The organism is Streptomyces sp. NPDC005931 (assembly GCF_042871235.1).
Classification (GTDB): domain Bacteria; phylum Actinomycetota; class Actinomycetes; order Streptomycetales; family Streptomycetaceae; genus Streptomyces.
This window is the reverse complement of sequence record NZ_JBIAIG010000020.1, coordinates 68,382-86,615: the sequence shown is the minus strand read 5'-3', so window position 1 is coordinate 86,615 and position 18,234 is coordinate 68,382. Positions and strand designations below refer to the sequence as shown.

17 protein-coding genes and 1 riboswitch are annotated in these 18,234 nt (G+C 70.1%); of the genes, 12 read left to right on the top strand and 5 right to left on the bottom strand.

Features of this window, described 5'->3' with window-relative positions; genetic code table 11:
* The first annotated feature begins 93 nt into the window (after positions 1–93).
* Genes ACFYOV_RS31060 through ACFYOV_RS31050 form a run of 3 tightly spaced genes read left to right on the top strand, consistent with a single transcriptional unit; the run spans position 94 to position 2,568 of the window.
* Positions 94–762: a DUF4097 family beta strand repeat-containing protein gene (locus tag ACFYOV_RS31060; RefSeq protein ID WP_389093433.1), complete on the top strand. Its 669-nt coding sequence runs from the start codon at positions 94–96 to the stop codon at positions 760–762.
* Between the two features lie 34 nt (positions 763–796).
* Positions 797–1,753, top strand: a complete 957-nt coding sequence (locus ACFYOV_RS31055; protein ID WP_389093431.1) for an ATP-binding cassette domain-containing protein — start codon at positions 797–799, stop codon at positions 1,751–1,753.
* Positions 1,750–2,568 (top strand): ABC transporter permease, encoded by an 819-nt coding sequence (locus ACFYOV_RS31050; RefSeq protein WP_389093428.1) that lies wholly within the window; start codon positions 1,750–1,752, stop codon positions 2,566–2,568. The genes ACFYOV_RS31055 and ACFYOV_RS31050 overlap by 4 nt, the downstream gene beginning before the upstream one ends.
* Positions 2,569–2,596: 28 nt before the next feature.
* On the opposite strand, the gene ACFYOV_RS31045 is transcribed toward ACFYOV_RS31050, so the two are convergent.
* The 5 genes from ACFYOV_RS31045 to gcvT all read right to left on the bottom strand — a co-directional run bounded on the left by ACFYOV_RS31045 (position 2,597) and on the right by gcvT (position 7,794).
* Positions 2,597–3,157 carry a glycoside hydrolase family 25 protein gene (locus ACFYOV_RS31045; protein WP_389093425.1) on the bottom strand — a complete coding sequence of 187 codons (561 nt, stop codon included), beginning with the start codon at positions 3,155–3,157 and terminating at the stop codon, positions 2,597–2,599.
* A gap of 121 nt (positions 3,158–3,278) precedes the next feature.
* Positions 3,279–4,646: an L-serine ammonia-lyase gene (locus ACFYOV_RS31040; RefSeq protein WP_389093423.1), complete on the bottom strand. Its 1,368-nt coding sequence runs from the start codon at positions 4,644–4,646 to the stop codon at positions 3,279–3,281.
* Positions 4,647–4,830: 184 nt separating this feature from the next.
* Positions 4,831–6,090 (bottom strand): serine hydroxymethyltransferase, encoded by a 1,260-nt coding sequence (gene glyA / locus ACFYOV_RS31035; protein ID WP_389093421.1) that lies wholly within the window; start codon positions 6,088–6,090, stop codon positions 4,831–4,833.
* Positions 6,091–6,104: 14 nt separating this feature from the next.
* Entirely contained in the window at positions 6,105–6,482 is a 378-nt protein-coding gene (gene gcvH / locus ACFYOV_RS31030) for a glycine cleavage system protein GcvH (protein WP_389093418.1), read from the bottom strand.
* 193 nt (positions 6,483–6,675) lie between these two features.
* Positions 6,676–7,794: a glycine cleavage system aminomethyltransferase GcvT gene (gcvT, locus tag ACFYOV_RS31025; RefSeq protein WP_389093416.1), complete on the bottom strand. Its 1,119-nt coding sequence runs from the start codon at positions 7,792–7,794 to the stop codon at positions 6,676–6,678.
* 191 nt (positions 7,795–7,985) lie between these two features.
* Positions 7,986–8,085, bottom strand: a riboswitch (glycine riboswitch).
* 222 nt (positions 8,086–8,307) lie between these two features.
* Between gcvT and ACFYOV_RS31020 the strand changes: the two genes are divergently transcribed.
* From ACFYOV_RS31020 to ACFYOV_RS30980, 9 genes are all read left to right on the top strand, one after another.
* Positions 8,308–8,997 carry an AAA family ATPase gene (locus ACFYOV_RS31020; RefSeq protein WP_389093413.1) on the top strand — a complete coding sequence of 230 codons (690 nt, stop codon included), beginning with the start codon at positions 8,308–8,310 and terminating at the stop codon, positions 8,995–8,997.
* 57 nt (positions 8,998–9,054) lie between these two features.
* The gene (locus ACFYOV_RS31015; RefSeq protein ID WP_389093410.1) at positions 9,055–9,846 is read left to right on the top strand and encodes an enhanced serine sensitivity protein SseB; all 792 of its coding nucleotides are present in this window, start codon (positions 9,055–9,057) and stop codon (positions 9,844–9,846) included.
* Between the two features lie 186 nt (positions 9,847–10,032).
* Positions 10,033–10,791: an enhanced serine sensitivity protein SseB C-terminal domain-containing protein gene (locus ACFYOV_RS31010; RefSeq protein ID WP_389093474.1), complete on the top strand. Its 759-nt coding sequence runs from the start codon at positions 10,033–10,035 to the stop codon at positions 10,789–10,791.
* 313 nt (positions 10,792–11,104) lie between these two features.
* Positions 11,105–12,112 carry an ABC transporter permease gene (locus ACFYOV_RS31005; RefSeq protein ID WP_389093408.1) on the top strand — a complete coding sequence of 336 codons (1,008 nt, stop codon included), beginning with the start codon at positions 11,105–11,107 and terminating at the stop codon, positions 12,110–12,112.
* Between the two features lie 66 nt (positions 12,113–12,178).
* A complete protein-coding gene (locus tag ACFYOV_RS31000; RefSeq protein WP_389093405.1) occupies positions 12,179–13,972 on the top strand; it encodes an ABC transporter substrate-binding protein in 1,794 nt (597 codons plus the stop codon).
* 110 nt (positions 13,973–14,082) lie between these two features.
* Entirely contained in the window at positions 14,083–15,081 is a 999-nt protein-coding gene (locus tag ACFYOV_RS30995; RefSeq protein ID WP_389093403.1) for an ABC transporter permease, read from the top strand.
* Entirely contained in the window at positions 15,078–16,175 is a 1,098-nt protein-coding gene (locus tag ACFYOV_RS30990; protein ID WP_389093400.1) for an ABC transporter ATP-binding protein, read from the top strand. Before ACFYOV_RS30995 ends, ACFYOV_RS30990 begins: the two co-directional genes overlap by 4 nt.
* A 23-nt stretch (positions 16,176–16,198) precedes the next feature.
* Positions 16,199–17,476 (top strand): ABC transporter ATP-binding protein, encoded by a 1,278-nt coding sequence (locus tag ACFYOV_RS30985; protein WP_389093398.1) that lies wholly within the window; start codon positions 16,199–16,201, stop codon positions 17,474–17,476.
* 63 nt (positions 17,477–17,539) lie between these two features.
* Positions 17,540–18,196, top strand: a complete 657-nt coding sequence (locus ACFYOV_RS30980; protein WP_389093396.1) for a trimeric intracellular cation channel family protein — start codon at positions 17,540–17,542, stop codon at positions 18,194–18,196.
* Positions 18,197–18,234 lie beyond the last annotated feature (38 nt).

Below are 18,234 nucleotides of genomic sequence, written 5' to 3'. Positions count from 1 at the left end.
TTATGATGATAGGATGCAACGACACTGTTGCCCAATCCGTGAATGCAACATAGCGTTTCTCTCGTCGGAAACACCGGACCGAAGGAGCGCGCCATGCAGAAGTTCGACACCCCCACCCCGATCTCCGCCATCGTCGCCGTCCCCGCGGGACGCATCCGGCTGATCGCCGCCGACCGGGCCGACACCACGGTGGAGGTCCTGCCCGCGAACTCCGCCAAGGGCCGCGACGCGAAGGCGGCCGAGCGGACCGCGGTCGAGTACGGCGACGGTGTCCTGCGGATCCAGCTCTCGGCGGAGGACACGCTGCTGGGCCCCTCCGGATCGGTCGAGGTGACCGTCCGGCTGCCCACCGGCTCCCATGTCGAGGGGAGGGCGGACGGTGCCGAACTGCGCGCCGTCGGGCGGTTCGGCGACATCGTCTTCGACGGGGCGTACGGCGCGACCAAGCTCGACGAGGCGGCGAGCGTGCGGCTCACCGCCCATGCCGGTGACATCACGGTCGGCCGCCTGGGCGGCCCCGCTGAGATCAGCACCCAGAAGGGCGACATCCGCATCGCCGAGGCCGGGCGCGGCACGGTCGTGCTGCGCACCCGGATGGGCGATGTGTCGGTCGGCGCCGCCGCCGGGGTCTCCGCCTCCCTGGACGCCGGCACCGGCTACGGCCGGATCCACAACGCGCTCGCCAACAGTGAGGGCGCCGCCGCCGGCCTGAGCATCCGGGCGACCACCGACCACGGCGACATCACCGCCCGCAGCCTCTGAGACCACCCAGCCTCGACAAGGAGCAGTACCTGTCATGACCGACCTGGCCATCGCGGCGCACGGGCTGCGCAAGTCCTACGGCGACAAGACTGTCCTCGACGGCGTCGACCTGGCCGTCCCCGAGGGCACCGTCTTCGCGCTGCTCGGCCCCAACGGCGCCGGCAAGACCACCGCCGTGAAGATCCTCTCCACCCTCGTCACCGCCGACGCCGGCGAGCTGCGCGTCGGCGGCCACGACCTGGCCACCGATCCGCAGGCGGTGCGCGCCGCGATCGGCGTCACCGGGCAGTTCTCCGCCGTCGACGGCCTGATCACCGGTGAGGAGAACATGCTCCTGATGGCGGACCTGCACCACCTCTCTCGGCGTGAGGGACGGCGGGTCGCGGCCGAGCTGCTGGAGCGTTTCGACCTCACCGCGGCCGCGAAGAAGCCCGCCTCCACCTACTCCGGCGGCATGAAGCGCCGCCTCGACATCGCCATGACCCTGGTCGGCAGCCCGCGGATCATCTTCCTCGACGAGCCGACCACCGGTCTGGACCCACGCAGCCGCCACACCATGTGGCAGATCATCCGTGAACTCGTCACGGGCGGCGTCACCGTCTTCCTCACCACCCAGTACCTGGAGGAGGCCGACCAGCTCGCCGACCGCATCGCCGTGCTCCACGACGGGAGCATCGCCGCCTCGGGCACCGCCGAGGAGCTGAAGCGGCTGGTCCCCGGCGGGCACGTCCGGCTCGGGTTCACCGACCCGGCGGTCTACCGGTCGGCCGCGTCCGCCCTGCAGGAGGCCGTCCGTGACGACGAGGCGCTGGTACTCCAGGTCCCCGGCGACGGCAGCCAGCGGGCTTTGCGCTCCCTGATCGACCGGCTCGACGCGGCCCGAGCCGAGGCTGACCGGCTGACCGTGCACACCCCCGACCTCGACGACGTGTTCTTCGCCCTGACCGGCGACGCCACCCCCGCCCACCAGCCCGAGGAGGCTGCCCGATGAGCTCCCCCCTGGCTCCCGCCCGCCCCAGCCGGATCCCCCTCGCGGTACGCGACTCGTCGACGATGCTGCGCCGCAACCTGCTGCATGCCCGGCGCTACCCGTCCCTCACCCTGAACCTGCTGCTCACGCCGATCACGCTGCTGTTGCTGTTCGTCTACATCTTCGGCGACGTGATGGGCTCGGGCATCGGCGGCGGGGGCGCGGACCGCTCCGACTACATCGCGTACATCGTCCCGGGCCTGCTGCTGATGACCATCGGCAGCACCGTGATCGGGACCGCGGTGTCCGTCGCCAACGACATGACCGAGGGCATCGTCGCCCGCTTCCGCACGATGGCGATCCACCGCGGGTCGGTGCTGGTCGGGCACGTCCTCGGCAGTGTGCTCCAGTCGGTCATGAGCGTGGTCCTCGTGGGAGCCGTCGCCGTGGCCATCGGCTTCCGGTCCACCGACGCCACGGTCCTGGAGTGGCTGGCGGCGCTCGGGCTGCTCGTGCTCTTCGCCCTGGCACTCACCTGGATCGCGGTCGGCATGGGCCTGGTCAGCCCGAACGCCGAGGCCGCGAGCAACAACGCGATGCCGATGATCCTGCTGCCGCTCCTGTCCAGCGCCTTCATCCCGGTCGACACCATGCCCGGCTGGTTCCGGCCGATCGCCGAGTACCAGCCGTTCACGCCGGCCATCGAGACGCTGCGCGGGCTGCTGCTCGACAGCCCGATCGGCCACAACGGGTGGCTCGCGGTCGCCTGGTGCCTGGGTCTCGCGGTGCTCGGCCACCTCTGGTCGACCTCCACGTTCAACCGCGACCCGAAGTAGGCGCGTGACCGACGGCCACCCCCCGCGCTCAGGCGCCGGGGGTGGCCCACTCCTTGAGCGCCGCCTTGCTGGAGAAGGCGGCGACGTTCTTGTCGAGGGGGTCGTCGGTGTACTGGTGGAAGCGCCATGCGGCCTTGATGCGCGGCTTGCCCGCGGTGACGTAGTCGGCGATCCACAGGCCGTCACCCGCGTAGGACGTGGTGTCGACGTTGAGCCAGAAGTCCCGGTTGCAGTAGAGGATCACCCTGTGGTGCGGCCGCAGCTCCTTCACCTTCCGGATGAACCGGTCCTTCTCCGCGTTGCTCGCGTGGGTGCCCTCGCCCGTCGTCTCCCAGTCGACGGCGAGGATGTCGCCCCGCTTCCCCGGTACCTCGCTCACGAAGTGCTCCGCCTGGGCCGTGAGGTGGCCCGGCCAGAGGAAGTGGTAGAAGCCGACGGCCAGCCCGGCCTCGCGGGCGGTCCTCGTCTGGGCGGAGAGCCGGGGGTTGGTGTACGAACGGCCCTCCGTCGCCTTGACGAAGACGAAGGACAGGCCGTCGGTGTCGTACGAGGAGGGCTGGTACGAGCTCACGTCGATGCCGCGCAGCATGGGGGTCTCCCGTGAAGTGCCGTGGGGACGGGAGTTGGTGTTATTCCCCCGACGCAACGGACTTGACCCCAAAGCCCGTTGAGTGCTCAACAATCGTCAGCCGGCACTCAGCACCGGTCATTCAGCACTCAATGATGTTCACGGCCAGTCCGCCCCGGGCCGTCTCCTTGTACTTCACCGACATGTCCGCACCGGTGTCCTTCATGGTCTTGATGACCTTGTCCAGGGAGACCTTGTGCGAGCCGTCGCCACGCATCGCCATCCTCGCGGCCGTGACCGCCTTCACCGCGGCCATGCCGTTGCGCTCGATGCACGGGATCTGGACCAGCCCCCCGACCGGGTCGCAGGTCAGGCCGAGGTTGTGCTCCATGCCGATCTCCGCGGCGTTCTCCACCTGCTCCGGAGTGCCGCCCAGGACCTCGGCCAGGGCGCCCGCGGCCATCGAGCAGGCGGAGCCGACCTCGCCCTGGCAGCCGACCTCGGCGCCGGAGATGGAGGCGTTCTCCTTGAAGAGCATGCCGATCGCGCCGGCCGCGAGAAGGAAGCGGACCACACCGTCCTCGTCGGCGCCGGGCACGAAGTTGATGTAGTAGTGCAGCACCGCCGGGATGATGCCCGCCGCGCCGTTGGTCGGGGCGGTGACGACCCGGCCGCCGGCCGCGTTCTCCTCGTTCACGGCCATGGCATACAGGGTGATCCACTCCATGGCCAGGGCCTGCGGGTCGCCCTCCGAGCGCAGCTTGCGCGCGGTGTTCGCGGCGCGGCGGCGGACCTTCAGGCCGCCCGGCAGGATGCCCTCGCGGGACATGCCGCGCGCCACGCACTCGCGCATCACCCGCCAGATCTCCAGCAGGCCCTCGCGGATCTCCTCCTCGGTCCGCCAGGCGCGCTCGTTCTCCAGCATCAGGGAGGAGATGGACAGGCCGGTCTCCCGGGTGAGGCGCAGCAGTTCGTCGCCCGTGCGGAAGGGGTACTTCAGGACGGTGTCGTCGAGCTTGATGCGGTCCGCGCCCACGGCCTCCTCGTCGACGACGAATCCGCCGCCCACCGAGTAGTACGTCTTGGACAGCAGCTCCGTACCGGAGGCGTCGTGCGCCCACAGGGTCATGCCGTTGGCGTGGTACGGCAGCGCTTTGCGGCGGTGCAGCACCATGTCGTCGTCGAAGCGGAAGGCGATCTCGTGCTCGCCCAGGAGGCTCAGCCGGCCGTTGGCCTTGATCCTCTCCACGCGCTCGTCGGCCGTCTCCACGTCCACCGTGCGGGGCGAGTCGCCCTCCAGGCCGAGCAGCACCGCCTTGGGGGTGCCGTGGCCGTGGCCGGTGGCGCCCAGGGAGCCGTACAGCTCGGCGCGCACGGAGGCGACGGAGGCCAGCAGGTCCTCGTTGCGCAGCCGCCGGGAGAACATGCGGGCCGCCCGCATGGGGCCGACGGTGTGCGAGCTGGACGGGCCGATGCCGACCGAGAACAGGTCGAAGACCGAGATGGCCACGGGGGGACTCCTAGGGGTTCGGCGGACGGCGCTGTCCACCGGCGGGAGGGTGGTTCACAGGGGGTGTCGCTGACGCGGTTCACATGTGGGGTGCCGCTCGCGCGGCTCACGGTGCGGGGCACCGCGCACACTGGTCCAGTGTGCGCGGTGCCCCGGACATCCGTACGACGAAAAGCGTACGAAATTACTTCAGACCGGGGTACAGCGGGTGCTTCTCGGCGAGTGCCGTGACCCGGGCCCGGAGCGCCGTCGCGTCGTAGGACGGCTTGAGCGTCTCGGCGATGACGTCCGCCACCTCGGCGAAGTCCTCGGCCCGGAAGCCGCGGGTGGCCAGCGCGGGCGTGCCGATGCGCAGGCCCGAGGTGACCATCGGCGGGCGCGGGTCGTTCGGGATCGCGTTGCGGTTGACCGTGATGCCGACCTCGTGGAGACGGTCCTCGGCCTGCTGCCCGTCCAGCTCGGAGTTGCGCAGGTCGACCAGGACCAGGTGCACGTCCGTGCCGCCGGACAGCACGTCCACGCCCACGGCCTTGACGTCGTCCTCGACCAGGCGCTCGGCCAGGATGCGGGCACCCTCCAGGGTGCGGCGCTGGCGCTCCTTGAACTCCTCCGAGGCGCAGACCTTGAAGGCCACCGCCTTGGCGGCGATCACGTGCTCCAGCGGACCGCCCTGCTGGCCGGGGAACACCGCGGAGTTGATCTTCTTGGCCAGCTCGGCCGTGGAGAGGATCACACCGCCGCGCGGGCCGCCCAGCGTCTTGTGGGTGGTGGTCGTCACCACGTGGGCGTGCGGCACCGGGTTCGGGTGCAGACCCGCCGCGACCAGACCGGCGAAGTGCGCCATGTCGACCATGAGGTACGCGCCCACCTCGTCCGCGATCCGGCGGAACGCGGCGAAGTCCAGCTGCCGCGGGTAGGCAGACCAGCCGGCGACGATCAGCTTCGGCTTGTTCTCCTTGGCGAGCCGCTCGACCTCGGCCATGTCGACCTGGCCGTCGTCGCCGACGTGGTAGGCGACGACGTCGTAGAGCTTGCCGGAGAAGTTGATCTTCATTCCGTGGGTCAGGTGCCCGCCGTGCGCGAGGTTCAGGCCCATGATCGTGTCGCCCGGCTTGAGCAGCGCGAACATCGCGGCGGCGTTGGCCTGCGCGCCCGAGTGCGGCTGGACGTTGGCGTGCTCGGCGCCGAAGAGTTCCTTGACGCGGTCGATGGCGATCTGCTCGACCACGTCGACGTGCTCGCAGCCGCCGTAGTAGCGGCGGCCGGGGTAGCCCTCGGCGTACTTGTTGGTGAGGACCGAGCCCTGGGCCTCCATGACCGCCACGGGAGCGAAGTTCTCCGAGGCGATCATCTCGAGGGTGGACTGCTGACGGTGCAGCTCGGCGTCGACCGCGGCGGCCACCGCCGGGTCGAGCTCGTGCAGGGGTGTGTTCAGAAGCGACATGCTGCTACGACTCCTCAGCCGGCGATCTCGGCGTCGTACTCGTCCGCGGACAGCAGGTCGGCCGGCTCCTCGGTGACCCGCACCTTGAACAGCCAGCCACCCTCGAACGGGGCGGAGTTGACCAGCGACGGGTCGTTCACCACGTCCTCGTTGACCTCGGTGATCTCACCGCTGACCGGGGAGTACAGGTCACTGACCGACTTGGTCGACTCCAGTTCGCCGCAGGTCTCGCCCGCGGTCACCGTGTCGCCGACCTCGGGGAGCTGGACGAAGACGACGTCGCCGAGCGCGTTGGCCGCGTGCTCCGTGATGCCGACCGTCGACACGCCGTCCTCGGCGGCCGACAGCCACTCGTGCTCCTTGCTGTAACGCAGCTGCTGGGGGTTGCTCATGGCCAGAATTCTCCTGTACGCGGGGGACTGCTGATGAATGGGGGACTGCGGGAAGCGCATGTGAGCAGGCACGACGTGCCCCGACTCACGGGTGGGAGGTGTCCCGGGACGGCCGGTGACGGCGCACGGGCCGCCTACGACCGCTCAGGGCCGCCGACGGCCCGCGGCCGTCGATTTACCGCCTACGACGGTGTCACTTCTGCCGCTTGTAGAAGGGCAGCGCCACGACCTCGTACGGCTCGTGACTGCCCCGGATGTCCACGCCCACACCGGGCGTGCCCGGCGCCGCGTGCGCCGCGTCGACGTAGGCCATCGCGATCGGCCGGCCCAGCGTCGGGGAGGGGGCACCGGAGGTCACCTCGCCCACGACCTCGCCGCCGGCGACGACCGCGTAGCCGGCGCGCGGGACCCGGCGGCCCTCGGCGACCAGGCCGACCAGGACGCGCGGCGGGTTCTGCTCGGCCCGGGCGGCGGCCTCGGTGAGGGCGGCGCGGCCCACGAAGTCGCCCTCCTTCTCGAACTTGACCACCCGGCCCAGACCGGCGTCGAAGGGCGTCAGGGAGGTGGTCAGCTCGTGCCCGTACAGCGGCATGCCCGCCTCCAGGCGCAGCGTGTCCCGGCAGGACAGCCCGCACGGCACCAGGCCGACGCCCTCGCCCGCCTTGGTCAGCGCCTGCCACAGCTCCACCGCGTGCTCGGGCTTCACGAACAGCTCGAAGCCGTCCTCGCCGGTGTAGCCGGTACGGGCGACGAGGGCGGGCACGCCGGCGACCGTGCCGGGCAGACCGGCGTAGTACTTCAGGTCGTCCAGGTCGGCGTCGGTCAGCGAGGCGACGATGCCGGGGGCCTCGGGGCCCTGCACGGCGAGCAGCGCGTAGGCGTCGCGGTCGTCGCGGACCTCGGCGTCGAAGCCGCCCGAGCGCTCGCGCAGCGCGTCCAGCACCACCTGGGCGTTGGAGGCGTTGGCGACCACCATGAACTCGGCCTCGGCGAGCCGGTAGACGATCAGGTCGTCCAGGATGCCGCCGTCCTCGCGGCAGATCATGGTGTAGCGGGCGCGGCCGGGCTTGACGCCGCCGATGTTGCCCACCAGCGCGTAGTCCAGCAGGGCGGCCGCCTGCGGGCCGGTGACGGTGATCTCGCCCATGTGCGAGAGGTCGAAGAGGCCCGCCCTCGTGCGCACGGCGTTGTGCTCGTCGCGCTCGGAGCCGTAGCGCAGCGGCATGTCCCAGCCGGCGAAGTCGGTCATCGTCGCGCCGAGCGAACGATGCAGCTCGTCGAGCGCGGTGCGGCGGAGTTCGGTACTGCTCATCGGTCGGTCTCCCAAGGCGATGGGGTACCCCCGCGCGGAAGCCGGGCGGGGGAGGGCGAGGACGTTCCTCCCCATCTGTCATCGGAACCTGAGAGGTTCGCCATGACCGTCCGCGCAGGGGACGGGGCACGGCTTGCACCTTGGGTGGGGCCGCTGGAGCACTGCTGCAGCGGCCCGCTTTTCAGATGTGCCTCGCCCGCGCGGTAACGGGGCCTGAGAGATTCAAGGGAGGGACTTGCTCCTTCGGCGCCCCGGCGGCAACAGTGCCGGGGACTCTCCCGCGCGGATTCAAACGGCCGGTATGCAGTTGGCGCGGACATCATTGCACGCATTCCCGGGGCACGGCAGGGGGACCCTTTCCAGGGGATGCTCAGGGTGCCCGGTCGGTCACGGCGGGCTGTGACAGGCCTGTGCCAGGAAACGGACCGAAACGAGAGACACCCGGCATTACCTTCTCTTTACACTCAGCGGGGACGGGACTCCACGACCTGGCCCCAGGGGAGGACGATCACGGTGAACACGACACCGGCGTACGCCGCCACCACCACGGGCGCGGCGCTGCCCGAGCAGCCGGCCGCCCCGGCGCGGGGGGCCCGCGGCGCCGGGCCGGCGCCCGTCGTCCGCGATCTGCGCGAGCGCGCCGGCCGCGGCCCGCACGCCCTGCTCTTCGGGCCCCGCGACGTCGTCGTGGTCACCGGACTGCCCGGCAGCGGCAAATCCACCCTGATGCGGCGCACCGTGCGCGGCACCCGGATCGACTCCCAGGACACCCGCGACCGCTGGGAGCGCCGTGTGCCGCGCCTCCTGCCGTACGGGGTGTACCGCCCGCTCGTCCGCCTCGCGCACTACGCCGGTCTGCGCCGCGCCCTGCGCACCGGCGAGGGCGTCGTCGTGCACGACTGCGGTACGCAGGCGTGGGTGCGCCGCTGGCTGGCCCGCGAGGCCCGGCGCCGGGGCGCCCGGCTGCATCTGCTGCTGCTCGACGTCGCGCCGACCGAGGCCCTCGCCGGGCAGCGCGAGCGGGGGCGCGGCGTCTCGCGCTACGCCTTCCTGCGCCACCGCGCGGCGAGCGACCGGCTGCTGCGGGCCGTCGAGCGGGGGGAGCTGCCCGCGGCCTGCGGGTCGGCGGTCCTGATCGACCGCGAGGCGGCGAACGCGTTGCGCAGGATCGCCTTCGCGGGCCGTACGGCCGGGACAGGGTGACACGGGCACCCGATAGCCTTTCCGCCACAGCAGTGGTTCCAGGCAGGTGGTAGGCAGATGGACTTCCCCCCGGGCGATTCCGTGGACTTCCCGGCGCAGGCGCACCCCCATCCGCACGGCGGATGGCCCGGCAACGAGCTGGAGGAGGTCCTCTCGGCCTCCCTCGGCGTCCCGACCGCGGGCGGGCGGATCATCGAGGTGCTGGGCCGCAGCTTCGTGTGGATACCGCTGCCCAACGGCGGCGGCCCGCACAGCGGCCCGCTCGACCTGCCCACCCTGGAACTCGACGGTCAGGCGTACGTCCCCGTCTTCAGCTCCGAGGAGCAGTTCCACCAGGTCGTCGGCTCCCACATGGCGTACACCGTCGCGCCCGCCGTGGAGTTCGCCCGCGGGCTGCCTCCGCAGGCCGGGATCGCGGTCAACCCCGGCGGCGTGGTCGGCATCCCGCTGCCGCCCCCCGCCGTGGCCGAGCTGTGCCGGGCCGGACGCACCCCGCTGGACGGTGCCGCGAGCGGCGGCCGGGTCCGCCTGTTCGAACCCGACTGGAGGGACGACCCCGTCGACTTCCTCTCCGCGGCCTCCGCGGAGTTCGAGTCCATCGGCGTGGTGACCACCGCGCGCCGCTGCCTCGCCGCGATCGAGACCGCCGACCCGGTGCTGTTCGTGGGCGTCGAACTCTCCCGGCTGGAGGGCGACGTCCGGGCCGCCCCCATGGACGCCCTCTCCCGCGCCCTGGGCCGCACCACGGCGCCCTGGCCGGTCAACCTGGTCCTCCTGGACGTCACCCAGGACCCGGTGGCCACGTGGATGCGCGAACGGATCCGGCCCTTCTACCAGCGGGCCGCGTGACCGGCACTCCGCACCCCCGACCGACGCCGGCGGCCCCGGCGGCTCCCGCAGCCCCGGCCCCGGAGCCGGCAGCGGTCCGCCCGCTGGTGCGCGGCTTAAGCTAGGTTCATTGGCTCGGCGAGGGCGTTGTACGGAGGGGCGATACAAGTGAGCGCTGGCACCGCGGCGGCCGGGCAGGTCGAGCACATGCTGCGCCAGGTGACGCCCGGGCGTTACGACGCCTACGAGGCGTTGCTGCGTGCGCTCGCGACCCCTTCCTCCGGCCAGGTCTGGATGCTGCTCTGGCACGGCCAGGCCGGCTCCCCGGACGCCCAGTACGGGAACATGGAGGTCGAGGGCTTCGGCTACGCCCCCTGCGTCACCTCCGCCCAGGAACTCTCGGCCAGTGGCTGGACCCGGTCGTACGAGGTCGTCGACGGCCTCGAGGTCGCCCGCGCCCTGTATCCCGACCGCTACGGCCTCTGGCTCAACCCGCACGCCCCCGGCGGCGGCGTCGGCATCCCGTGGCTCGATCTGCGGCGCATCGCCACCGGCCTGGACCGCCAGCCCGCCGGACCGCTGAAGCTGTCCGAACCCGCCATCGAGATCCCGCAGTTCTACGCCCTGCTCGCGCAGAACGCCCACCGCACCCCGGCCGTCCGCTCGCTGCGCCGCGCCTGGGTGCAGCCCGCGCTCGGCGCCCCGTACCTCGCCATCGGCCTGGACGTGTACGACACCTCGCCCCCGGCCGTCGACTCGGTGCGCACGATGATGCAGCAGTCCCTCGGCGCCGTCCCCGACGGTCTTCCGGTGTCCACCGTCGCGATGTCCGACGAGCACGACCCCGTCGCCATGTGGCTGCGCGCCAACGCCCGGCCCTTCTACGACCGCGAGGCGCACGCCCCCGCCTCCGCCCAGGCCCCGGCCGCGGGCTACGGCTTCCCGCCGGCGCCGGGACGTTTCTGAGTCGTTCCTCCCCCGTCCGTTCGGCGGCCGGTCACCGGACTCTGCACGCGTAGAAACGCGGGAAAGATCCTGACATGCAGGCAATGTCGTAACTTGCCCCTGTCCGGCCCGCGTTACCGGTCGTCCGCATAACGGAACCCCCCAGACAGCATCACGTTTACGCATCCATTCACAGTCAAGTCTGGCAAGCCGCCGTCGAAGCGTTGAAGACTCCCGCTCCAGGGGCGTTCGCCCTTGTGTACGACGGAGTGATGACGCCGCTACAGCGGCAAGTCCGGGCCGGTCACCGCCGGTTGAGAGGGGTCCCTGCCAGATGACGGCACCATTGCACGAGCCGACCGCCGAAGCGGCCCCCAGTGCGGCCGAGGAGGCCGAGGCAGCCAGCGCGGACGGAAAGGCCGTTCAGGGGCGCTCCCTGGGGCGGATCGCCTGGGAGCGTCTGAAGCGGGACAAACTCGCCCTCTCGGGCGGTGTCGTGGTGCTCGTGCTCATCGTGATCGCGCTGCTGGCCCCGGTGATCACCAACCTGCTCGGTCAGGACCCGAACGAGTATCACGAGGACCTCATCGACCCGCTGTTCGGCACTCCCACGGGATCGCTCGGCGGCATCAGCGGTGACCACCTGCTGGGTGTCGAGCCGGTCAACGGCCGTGACATCCTCGCCCGCATCCTCTACGGCGCGCGCATCTCCCTGCTGGTCGGCTTCCTGTCCGCTGTCGTGGCGGTGATCCTCGGCACCGTCCTGGGCATCCTGGCCGGCTTCTTCGGCGGCTGGGTCGACTCGCTCATCAGCCGCGTGATGGACGGCCTGCTCGCCTTCCCCCAGCTGCTGTTCATCATCGCCCTGGTCTCCGTCATGCCGAACGAGATGCTGGGGCTGCACGGCACGGGCGTGCGCGTGTTCGTGATGATCCTCGTCATCGGCTTCTTCGGCTGGCCGTACATCGGACGCGTGGTGCGCGGCCAGACCCTCTCGATGCGTGAGCGGGAGTACGTGGAGGCCGCCCGATCGCTGGGCGCCGGTCGGTTCTACATCCTGTTCAAGGAACTGCTGCCGAACCTCGTCGCACCGATCATCGTGTACACGACGATGATGATCCCCACCAACATCCTCACCGAGGCGGCACTCAGCTTCCTGGGCGTGGGCGTGAAGCCGCCCACGGCCTCCTGGGGGCAGATGCTTTCGAACGCGATCGACTACTACGACGCGGACCCCATGTACATGGTGGTCCCCGGTGTGGCGATCTTCATCACCGTTCTTGCTTTCAACCTCTTCGGCGACGGCGTGCGCGACGCGCTGGACCCGAAGGGCTCCCGCTGAACCGCCGTACCCACAGCGTCCCGTGGCATCGACACGGGGATTCATCTAATCGGAGGATCCGAGATCGTGACTACCCAACGCACCTCAGGGCGGCGCAAGCAGGCCATGGCCGCTGCCGCCGTGGTCGCGGCGCTGCTGACCACGGCGGCGTGCGGCGGCGGTGATGACGGTGACGGCGGTTCGAAGAACGGCGCCGCCGGCTTCGACGCCGCCAACAACAAGATCGCCCAGGCGTCGCAGGCCAAGAAGGGCGGCACGCTGAAGTTCGGTGGTGCCCAGGACGCCGACTCGTGGGACACCACGCGCGGCTACTACGGCTTCATGTGGAACTTCGCGCGCTACTACAGCCGCCAGCTCGTCACGAACAAGACCGAGCCCGGCAAGGCCGGCGCCGAACTCGCCCCGGACCTCGCCACCGGTCTCGCCAAGGTCTCCGACGACGGCAAGACCTACACGTACACCCTGCGTGACGGCGTCACCTGGGAGGACGGCAAGCCGATCACCTCCAAGGACGTCAAGTACGGCATCGAGCGCGTCTGGGCGCAGGACGTGCTGTCCGGCGGCCCGACGTACCTCAAGGAGGTGCTCGACCCCAAGGGCGAGTACAAGGGCCCGTACAAGGACAAGTCCGCGGACAAGCTGGGCCTGAAGGCCATCGAGACGCCGGACGACAAGACCATCGTCTTCAAGCTGCCGAAGGCCAACTCGGACTTCGAGGAGATGCTGGCCCTCATCTCGGCCTCCCCGGTCCGTCAGGACAAGGACACCAAGTCCAAGTACGGCCTGCACCCCTTCTCCTCGGGCCCGTACAAGTTCGAGTCGTACAACCCGGGCAAGGACCTCACCCTGGTCCGCAACACCGAGTGGAAGCCGGCCTCGGACCCGGTCCGCAAGGCCTACCCGGACAAGATCACGGTCAAGTTCTTCTCCAACGCCAACGAGCTCGACCAGCGCCTGATCAACGGTGACCTGGACCTGGACATCAACCAGACCGGCATGTCGCCGCAGGGCCGCACCGCCGCCCTGAAGCAGCACAAGGCCAACCTGGACAACCCGGTCTCCGGTTACGTCCGTTACGCGGTCTTCCCGCAGAGCGTGAAGCCGTTCGACAACATCGAGTGCCGCAAGGCCGTCATCCTCGGCGCCGACCACGTCTCGCTCCAGACGGCGCGCGGCGGCCCCATCGCCGGCGGTGACATCGGCACCAACATGCTCCCGCCGTCCGTGCCGGGCGCCGAGGGCCAGAAGTACGACCCGTTCAAGATCGCCGGCGAGAACAAGAAGGGCAACGTCGACGAGGCGAAGGCGGCCCTGAAGGCCTGCGGTCAGCCCAACGGCTTCGAGACCACCATCGCGGTGCGCAACAACAAGCCCGTCGAGGTGGCCACCGCCCAGTCCCTGCAGGCGTCGCTGAAGAAGATCGGCATCAAGGCCGAGATCGACCAGTTCGACGGCTCGCAGACCTCCGGCATCATCGGTAGCCCCTCCAACGTGAAGAAGAAGGGCTACGGCATCATCATCATGGGCTGGGGCCCGGACTTCCCGTCCGTCCAGGGCTACGGCCTGCCGCTGTGGAACAGCAAGTACATCCTCGAGAGCGGCAACAACAACTACGCGCTGATCAAGGACAAGGCCATCGACGGCCTGTTCGACGACTACGTCAACACGCTGGACGACGAGGGCAAGACCAAGATCGCCACGGAGATCAACCACAAGGTGATGGAGGGTGCCTACTACCTGCCCTTCGTCTTCGAGAAGTTCATCAACTGGCGCTCCGACCGGCTGGCCAACGTCTACACCTCGGACGGCTACAGCGGGATGTACGACTTCGTCAACCTCGGCCTGAAGTCCTCGAAGTAACCCCGGCACACCCGCCGAACGGCACGAAAGGCAGGTGAAGGCCGGCGCGGCGTGACCGCGGGCCCCGGACGACCTCCGGCGGCCCGCGGTCCCGCGGCGGGCCGTAAGCTGTGCTCGCTTACCTCATCAGGCGGCTGTTCGCCGCCGCTGTGATGCTCGTGGTCATCATCATGGTGGTCTTCGGCATCTTCTTCCTCGTCCCCAAGTGGGCGGGCGTCGACATCGCCTCGAGCTTCGTGGGCAAGCAGGCCGACCCGGCCGCCGTGGAGGCGGTGCGGCAGAAGCTCGGACTGGGCGACCCGATCTACGTCCAGGTCTGGGAGTTCTTCAAGGGCATCTTCGCGGGCCGCACCTACGCGGCCGGAGGGGACGTCACGAACTGCTCCGCGCCGTGCTTCGGCTACTCCTTCCGCAGCGAGCAGGCCATCTGGCCGGTGCTCACCGACCGGTTCCCGGTGACCCTGGGACTCGCGCTCGGCGCCGCCGTGCTGTGGCTGCTCTTCGGTGTCGCCGCGGGTGTGCTCTCCGCCCTGAAGCGGGGCACGCTGTGGGACCGCGGTGCGATGGTCGTCGCGCTCGCGGGCGTGTCCCTTCCCATCTACTTCACCGGCATGCTCAGCCTGGCGATCTTCGCCTTCGGACTGGACCTGCTCGACGCCCAGTACGTACCGCTGGCGGAGAGCCTCAGCGGCTGGATCGGCGGCATGATCCTCCCCTGGATCACCCTGGCCTTCCTCTACGCGGCGATGTACGCCCGGATCACCCGCGCCACCATGCTGGAGATCCTCGGCGAGGACTACATCCGCACCGCCCGCGCCAAGGGACTGCGTGAGGGGGTGGTCATCCGCAAGCACGCCATGCGCTCGACGATGACGCCCATCCTCACCATGCTCGGCATGGACCTCGGCGCGCTCATCGGCGGCGCCATCCTGACCGAGTCCACGTTCAATCTGCCCGGGCTCGGCCAGGCCGTGCTCAACGCCATCAGGAACCAGGACCTGCCCATCATCCTGGGTGTCACCCTGATCACTTCTCTCGCGGTGCTCCTCGCCAACCTCGTGGTGGACGTCCTGTACGCCGTGATCGATCCCCGAGTGAGGCTCGCATGACCGAACTCAGCAAGACCGGTGCGGCCCTCGGCGAGCCCTCGGCCGCCTCGCCCGCCCCGAGCGCCTTCCTGGAGGTCCGCGACCTCAAGGTGCACTTCCCGACCGACGACGGCCTGGTGAAGTCCGTCGACGGGCTCAGCTTCCAGCTGGAGAAGGGCAAGACCCTCGGCATCGTCGGCGAGTCCGGCTCCGGCAAGTCGGTCACCTCGCTCGGCATCATGGGCCTGCACACGGCCGGCCAGTACGGCAAGCGCAAGGCCCGCATCTCCGGCGAGATCTGGCTGGACGGCACCGAGCTGCTCTCCGCCGACCCGGACTACGTCCGGCGGTTGCGCGGGCGCGAGATGGCGATGATCTTCCAGGATCCGCTGTCCGCGCTGCACCCGTACTACACGATCGGCCAGCAGATCGTGGAGGCGTACCGGATCCACCACGACGTCGACAAGAAGACCGCCCGCAAGCGGGCGGTCGAGATGCTCGACCGGGTGGGCATCCCGCAGCCGGACAAGCGGGTGGACAGCTACCCGCACGAGTTCTCCGGCGGCATGCGCCAGCGCGCGATGATCGCGATGTCGCTGGTGAACAACCCCGAGCTGCTCATCGCGGACGAGCCGACCACCGCACTCGACGTGACGGTCCAGGCCCAGATCCTGGACCTGATCCGCGACCTGCAGAAGGAGTTCGGTTCCGCGGTCATCATCATCACCCACGACCTGGGCGTGGTCGCCGAGCTGGCCGACGACATCCTGGTGATGTACGGCGGCCGCTGCGTCGAGCGGGGCCCGGCGGAGAAGGTGTTCTACGAGCCCCGCCACCCCTACACCTGGGGCCTGCTGGGTTCGATGCCGCGGCTGGACCGCGAACAGCAGGACCGGCTCATCCCGGTCAAGGGCTCCCCGCCCTCGCTGATCAACATCCCGTCCGGGTGCGCCTTCAACCCGCGCTGCCCCTACGCGGACGTCCCCAAGGACAACGTCACCCGCACGGTCCGCCCCGAGCTCAGCGAGGTCGGCAGCCGCCACTGGGCGGCCTGCCACATGACCGCCGAGCAGCGGGAGCGTATCTGGAACGAAGAGATTGCGCCGAAGCTGTGAGCGAGAACTCCAAGGACGCAGCCGTGACGATTCCCGCGCAGACCGACGGCGCCGCCCCCGCCGGGAACCCCGGTGGCGAGGTCCTTCTGAAGGTGACGGGGCTGCAGAAGCACTTCCCGATCAAGAAGGGCCTGCTGCAGCGGCAGGTGGGCGCGGTGCACGCCGTCGACGGCATCGACTTCGAGGTACGCGCCGGTGAGACCCTCGGGGTGGTGGGGGAGTCGGGCTGCGGCAAGTCCACCATGGGACGACTGATCACCCGGCTGCTCGAACCGACCGGCGGCACCATCGAGTTCGAGGGCAGGGACATCACGCACCTGGGTGTGGCCGGCATGCGGCCCCTGCGCCGTGACGTGCAGATGATCTTCCAGGACCCCTACTCGTCGCTGAACCCGCGCCACACCATCGGCACCATCGTGGGCGCTCCCTTCAAGCTCCAGGGCGTCGAACCCGAGGGCGGCGTCAAGAAGGAAGTGCAGCGGCTCCTGTCGGTCGTGGGCCTCAACCCGGAGCACTACAACCGCTATCCGCACGAGTTCTCCGGCGGTCAGCGCCAGCGCATCGGCATCGCCCGCGCGCTCGCGCTCAGCCCCAAGCTGGTCGTGGCCGACGAGCCGGTCTCCGCGCTGGACGTGTCCATCCAGGCCCAGGTCGTCAACCTGCTCGACGACCTCCAGCAGGAACTCGGCCTGACGTACGTGATCATCGCCCACGACCTGTCGGTGGTCCGGCACGTCTCGGACCGGATCGCGGTGATGTACCTGGGCAAGATCGTCGAACTCGCCGACCGCGACGCGCTGTACCGGGAGCCGATGCACCCGTACACCAAGGCGCTGATGTCGGCCGTGCCCATCCCGGACCCGAAGCGCAGGGCCGCCAGGACCGAGCGCATCCTGCTCAACGGCGACGTGCCCTCGCCGATCTCCCCGCCGAGCGGCTGCCGTTTCCACACCCGGTGCTGGAAGGCCACGGAGATCTGCCGGACGACCGAGCCGCCGCTCCTGGAGCTCAGGCCCGGCCAGCGTGTCGCCTGTCACCACCCGGAGAACTTCGCGGACCAGGCCCCGCAGGACACCGTGCTGCTGACGGCGGCGAAGGAGGCGGGTGAGCTGCTGGGCGCGGCGGCCCTGGAGGAATCGGCGGAGACGTCGACCGCGGTGGCCGCCGAGGTCTCCGGCCATGCCGAGCCCACGCGGGAGGACGCCGCCGCGACGCCCCAGGCCGAGGACACCAACGCCCCCGAGACCCCCGAGGTCACCGGCACGTCCTCCGAGTCACCCGAGCGGCCCTCGAACAAGTAAGCCACGCCTGGCCCCCGCCTTGCAAAGCAAGGCGGGGGCTTCGTGTTGGGTAAGAATGTAAGGGTGCTTCAGCAACTGTTCAGCCCGTCCGTCCAGCACACGCTCGACCTGATCGGCATCTTCGTCTTCGCGATCTCCGGCGCCCTGCTGGCCGTCCGCAAGAACTTCGACGTCTTCGGCCTCGCCGTCCTCGCCGAGGTCACCGCCCTGGGCGGAGGACTCTTCCGTGACCTGGTCATCGGCGCCGTACCGCCCGCCGCCTTCACCGACCTGGGGTACTTCGTCACCCCGCTGCTCGCCACGACCCTGGTGTTCTTCCTGCATCCGCAGGTCGAGCGCATCCAGACCGCGGTGAACGTCTTCGACGCGGCCGGACTCGGCCTGTTCTGCGTCGCCGGGACGACCAAGGCGTACGACCACGGGCTCGGCCTCACCGCCTCCGCCTGCCTGGGGCTGGCCACCGCCGTCGGTGGCGGTGTGCTGCGCGACGTGCTGGCCAACGAGGTGCCCTCGCTGCTGCGCTGGGACCGTGACCTGTACGCGGTCCCGGCCATCGTCGGCGCCACCCTGGTCGCCCTGTGCATCCGCTACGACGTGCTGACTCCGCTGACCAGTGGAATCGCCGTGGTCACGGCGTTCGTGCTGCGGCTGCTGGCGATGCGCTACCACTGGCGTGCGCCCCGCGCGTGGCACCGGCGGTCGACCGTCCGGGAGGAGTAACGGCCGACGCAAAAAGCTACCGCTTAGTAGCTGGTTCT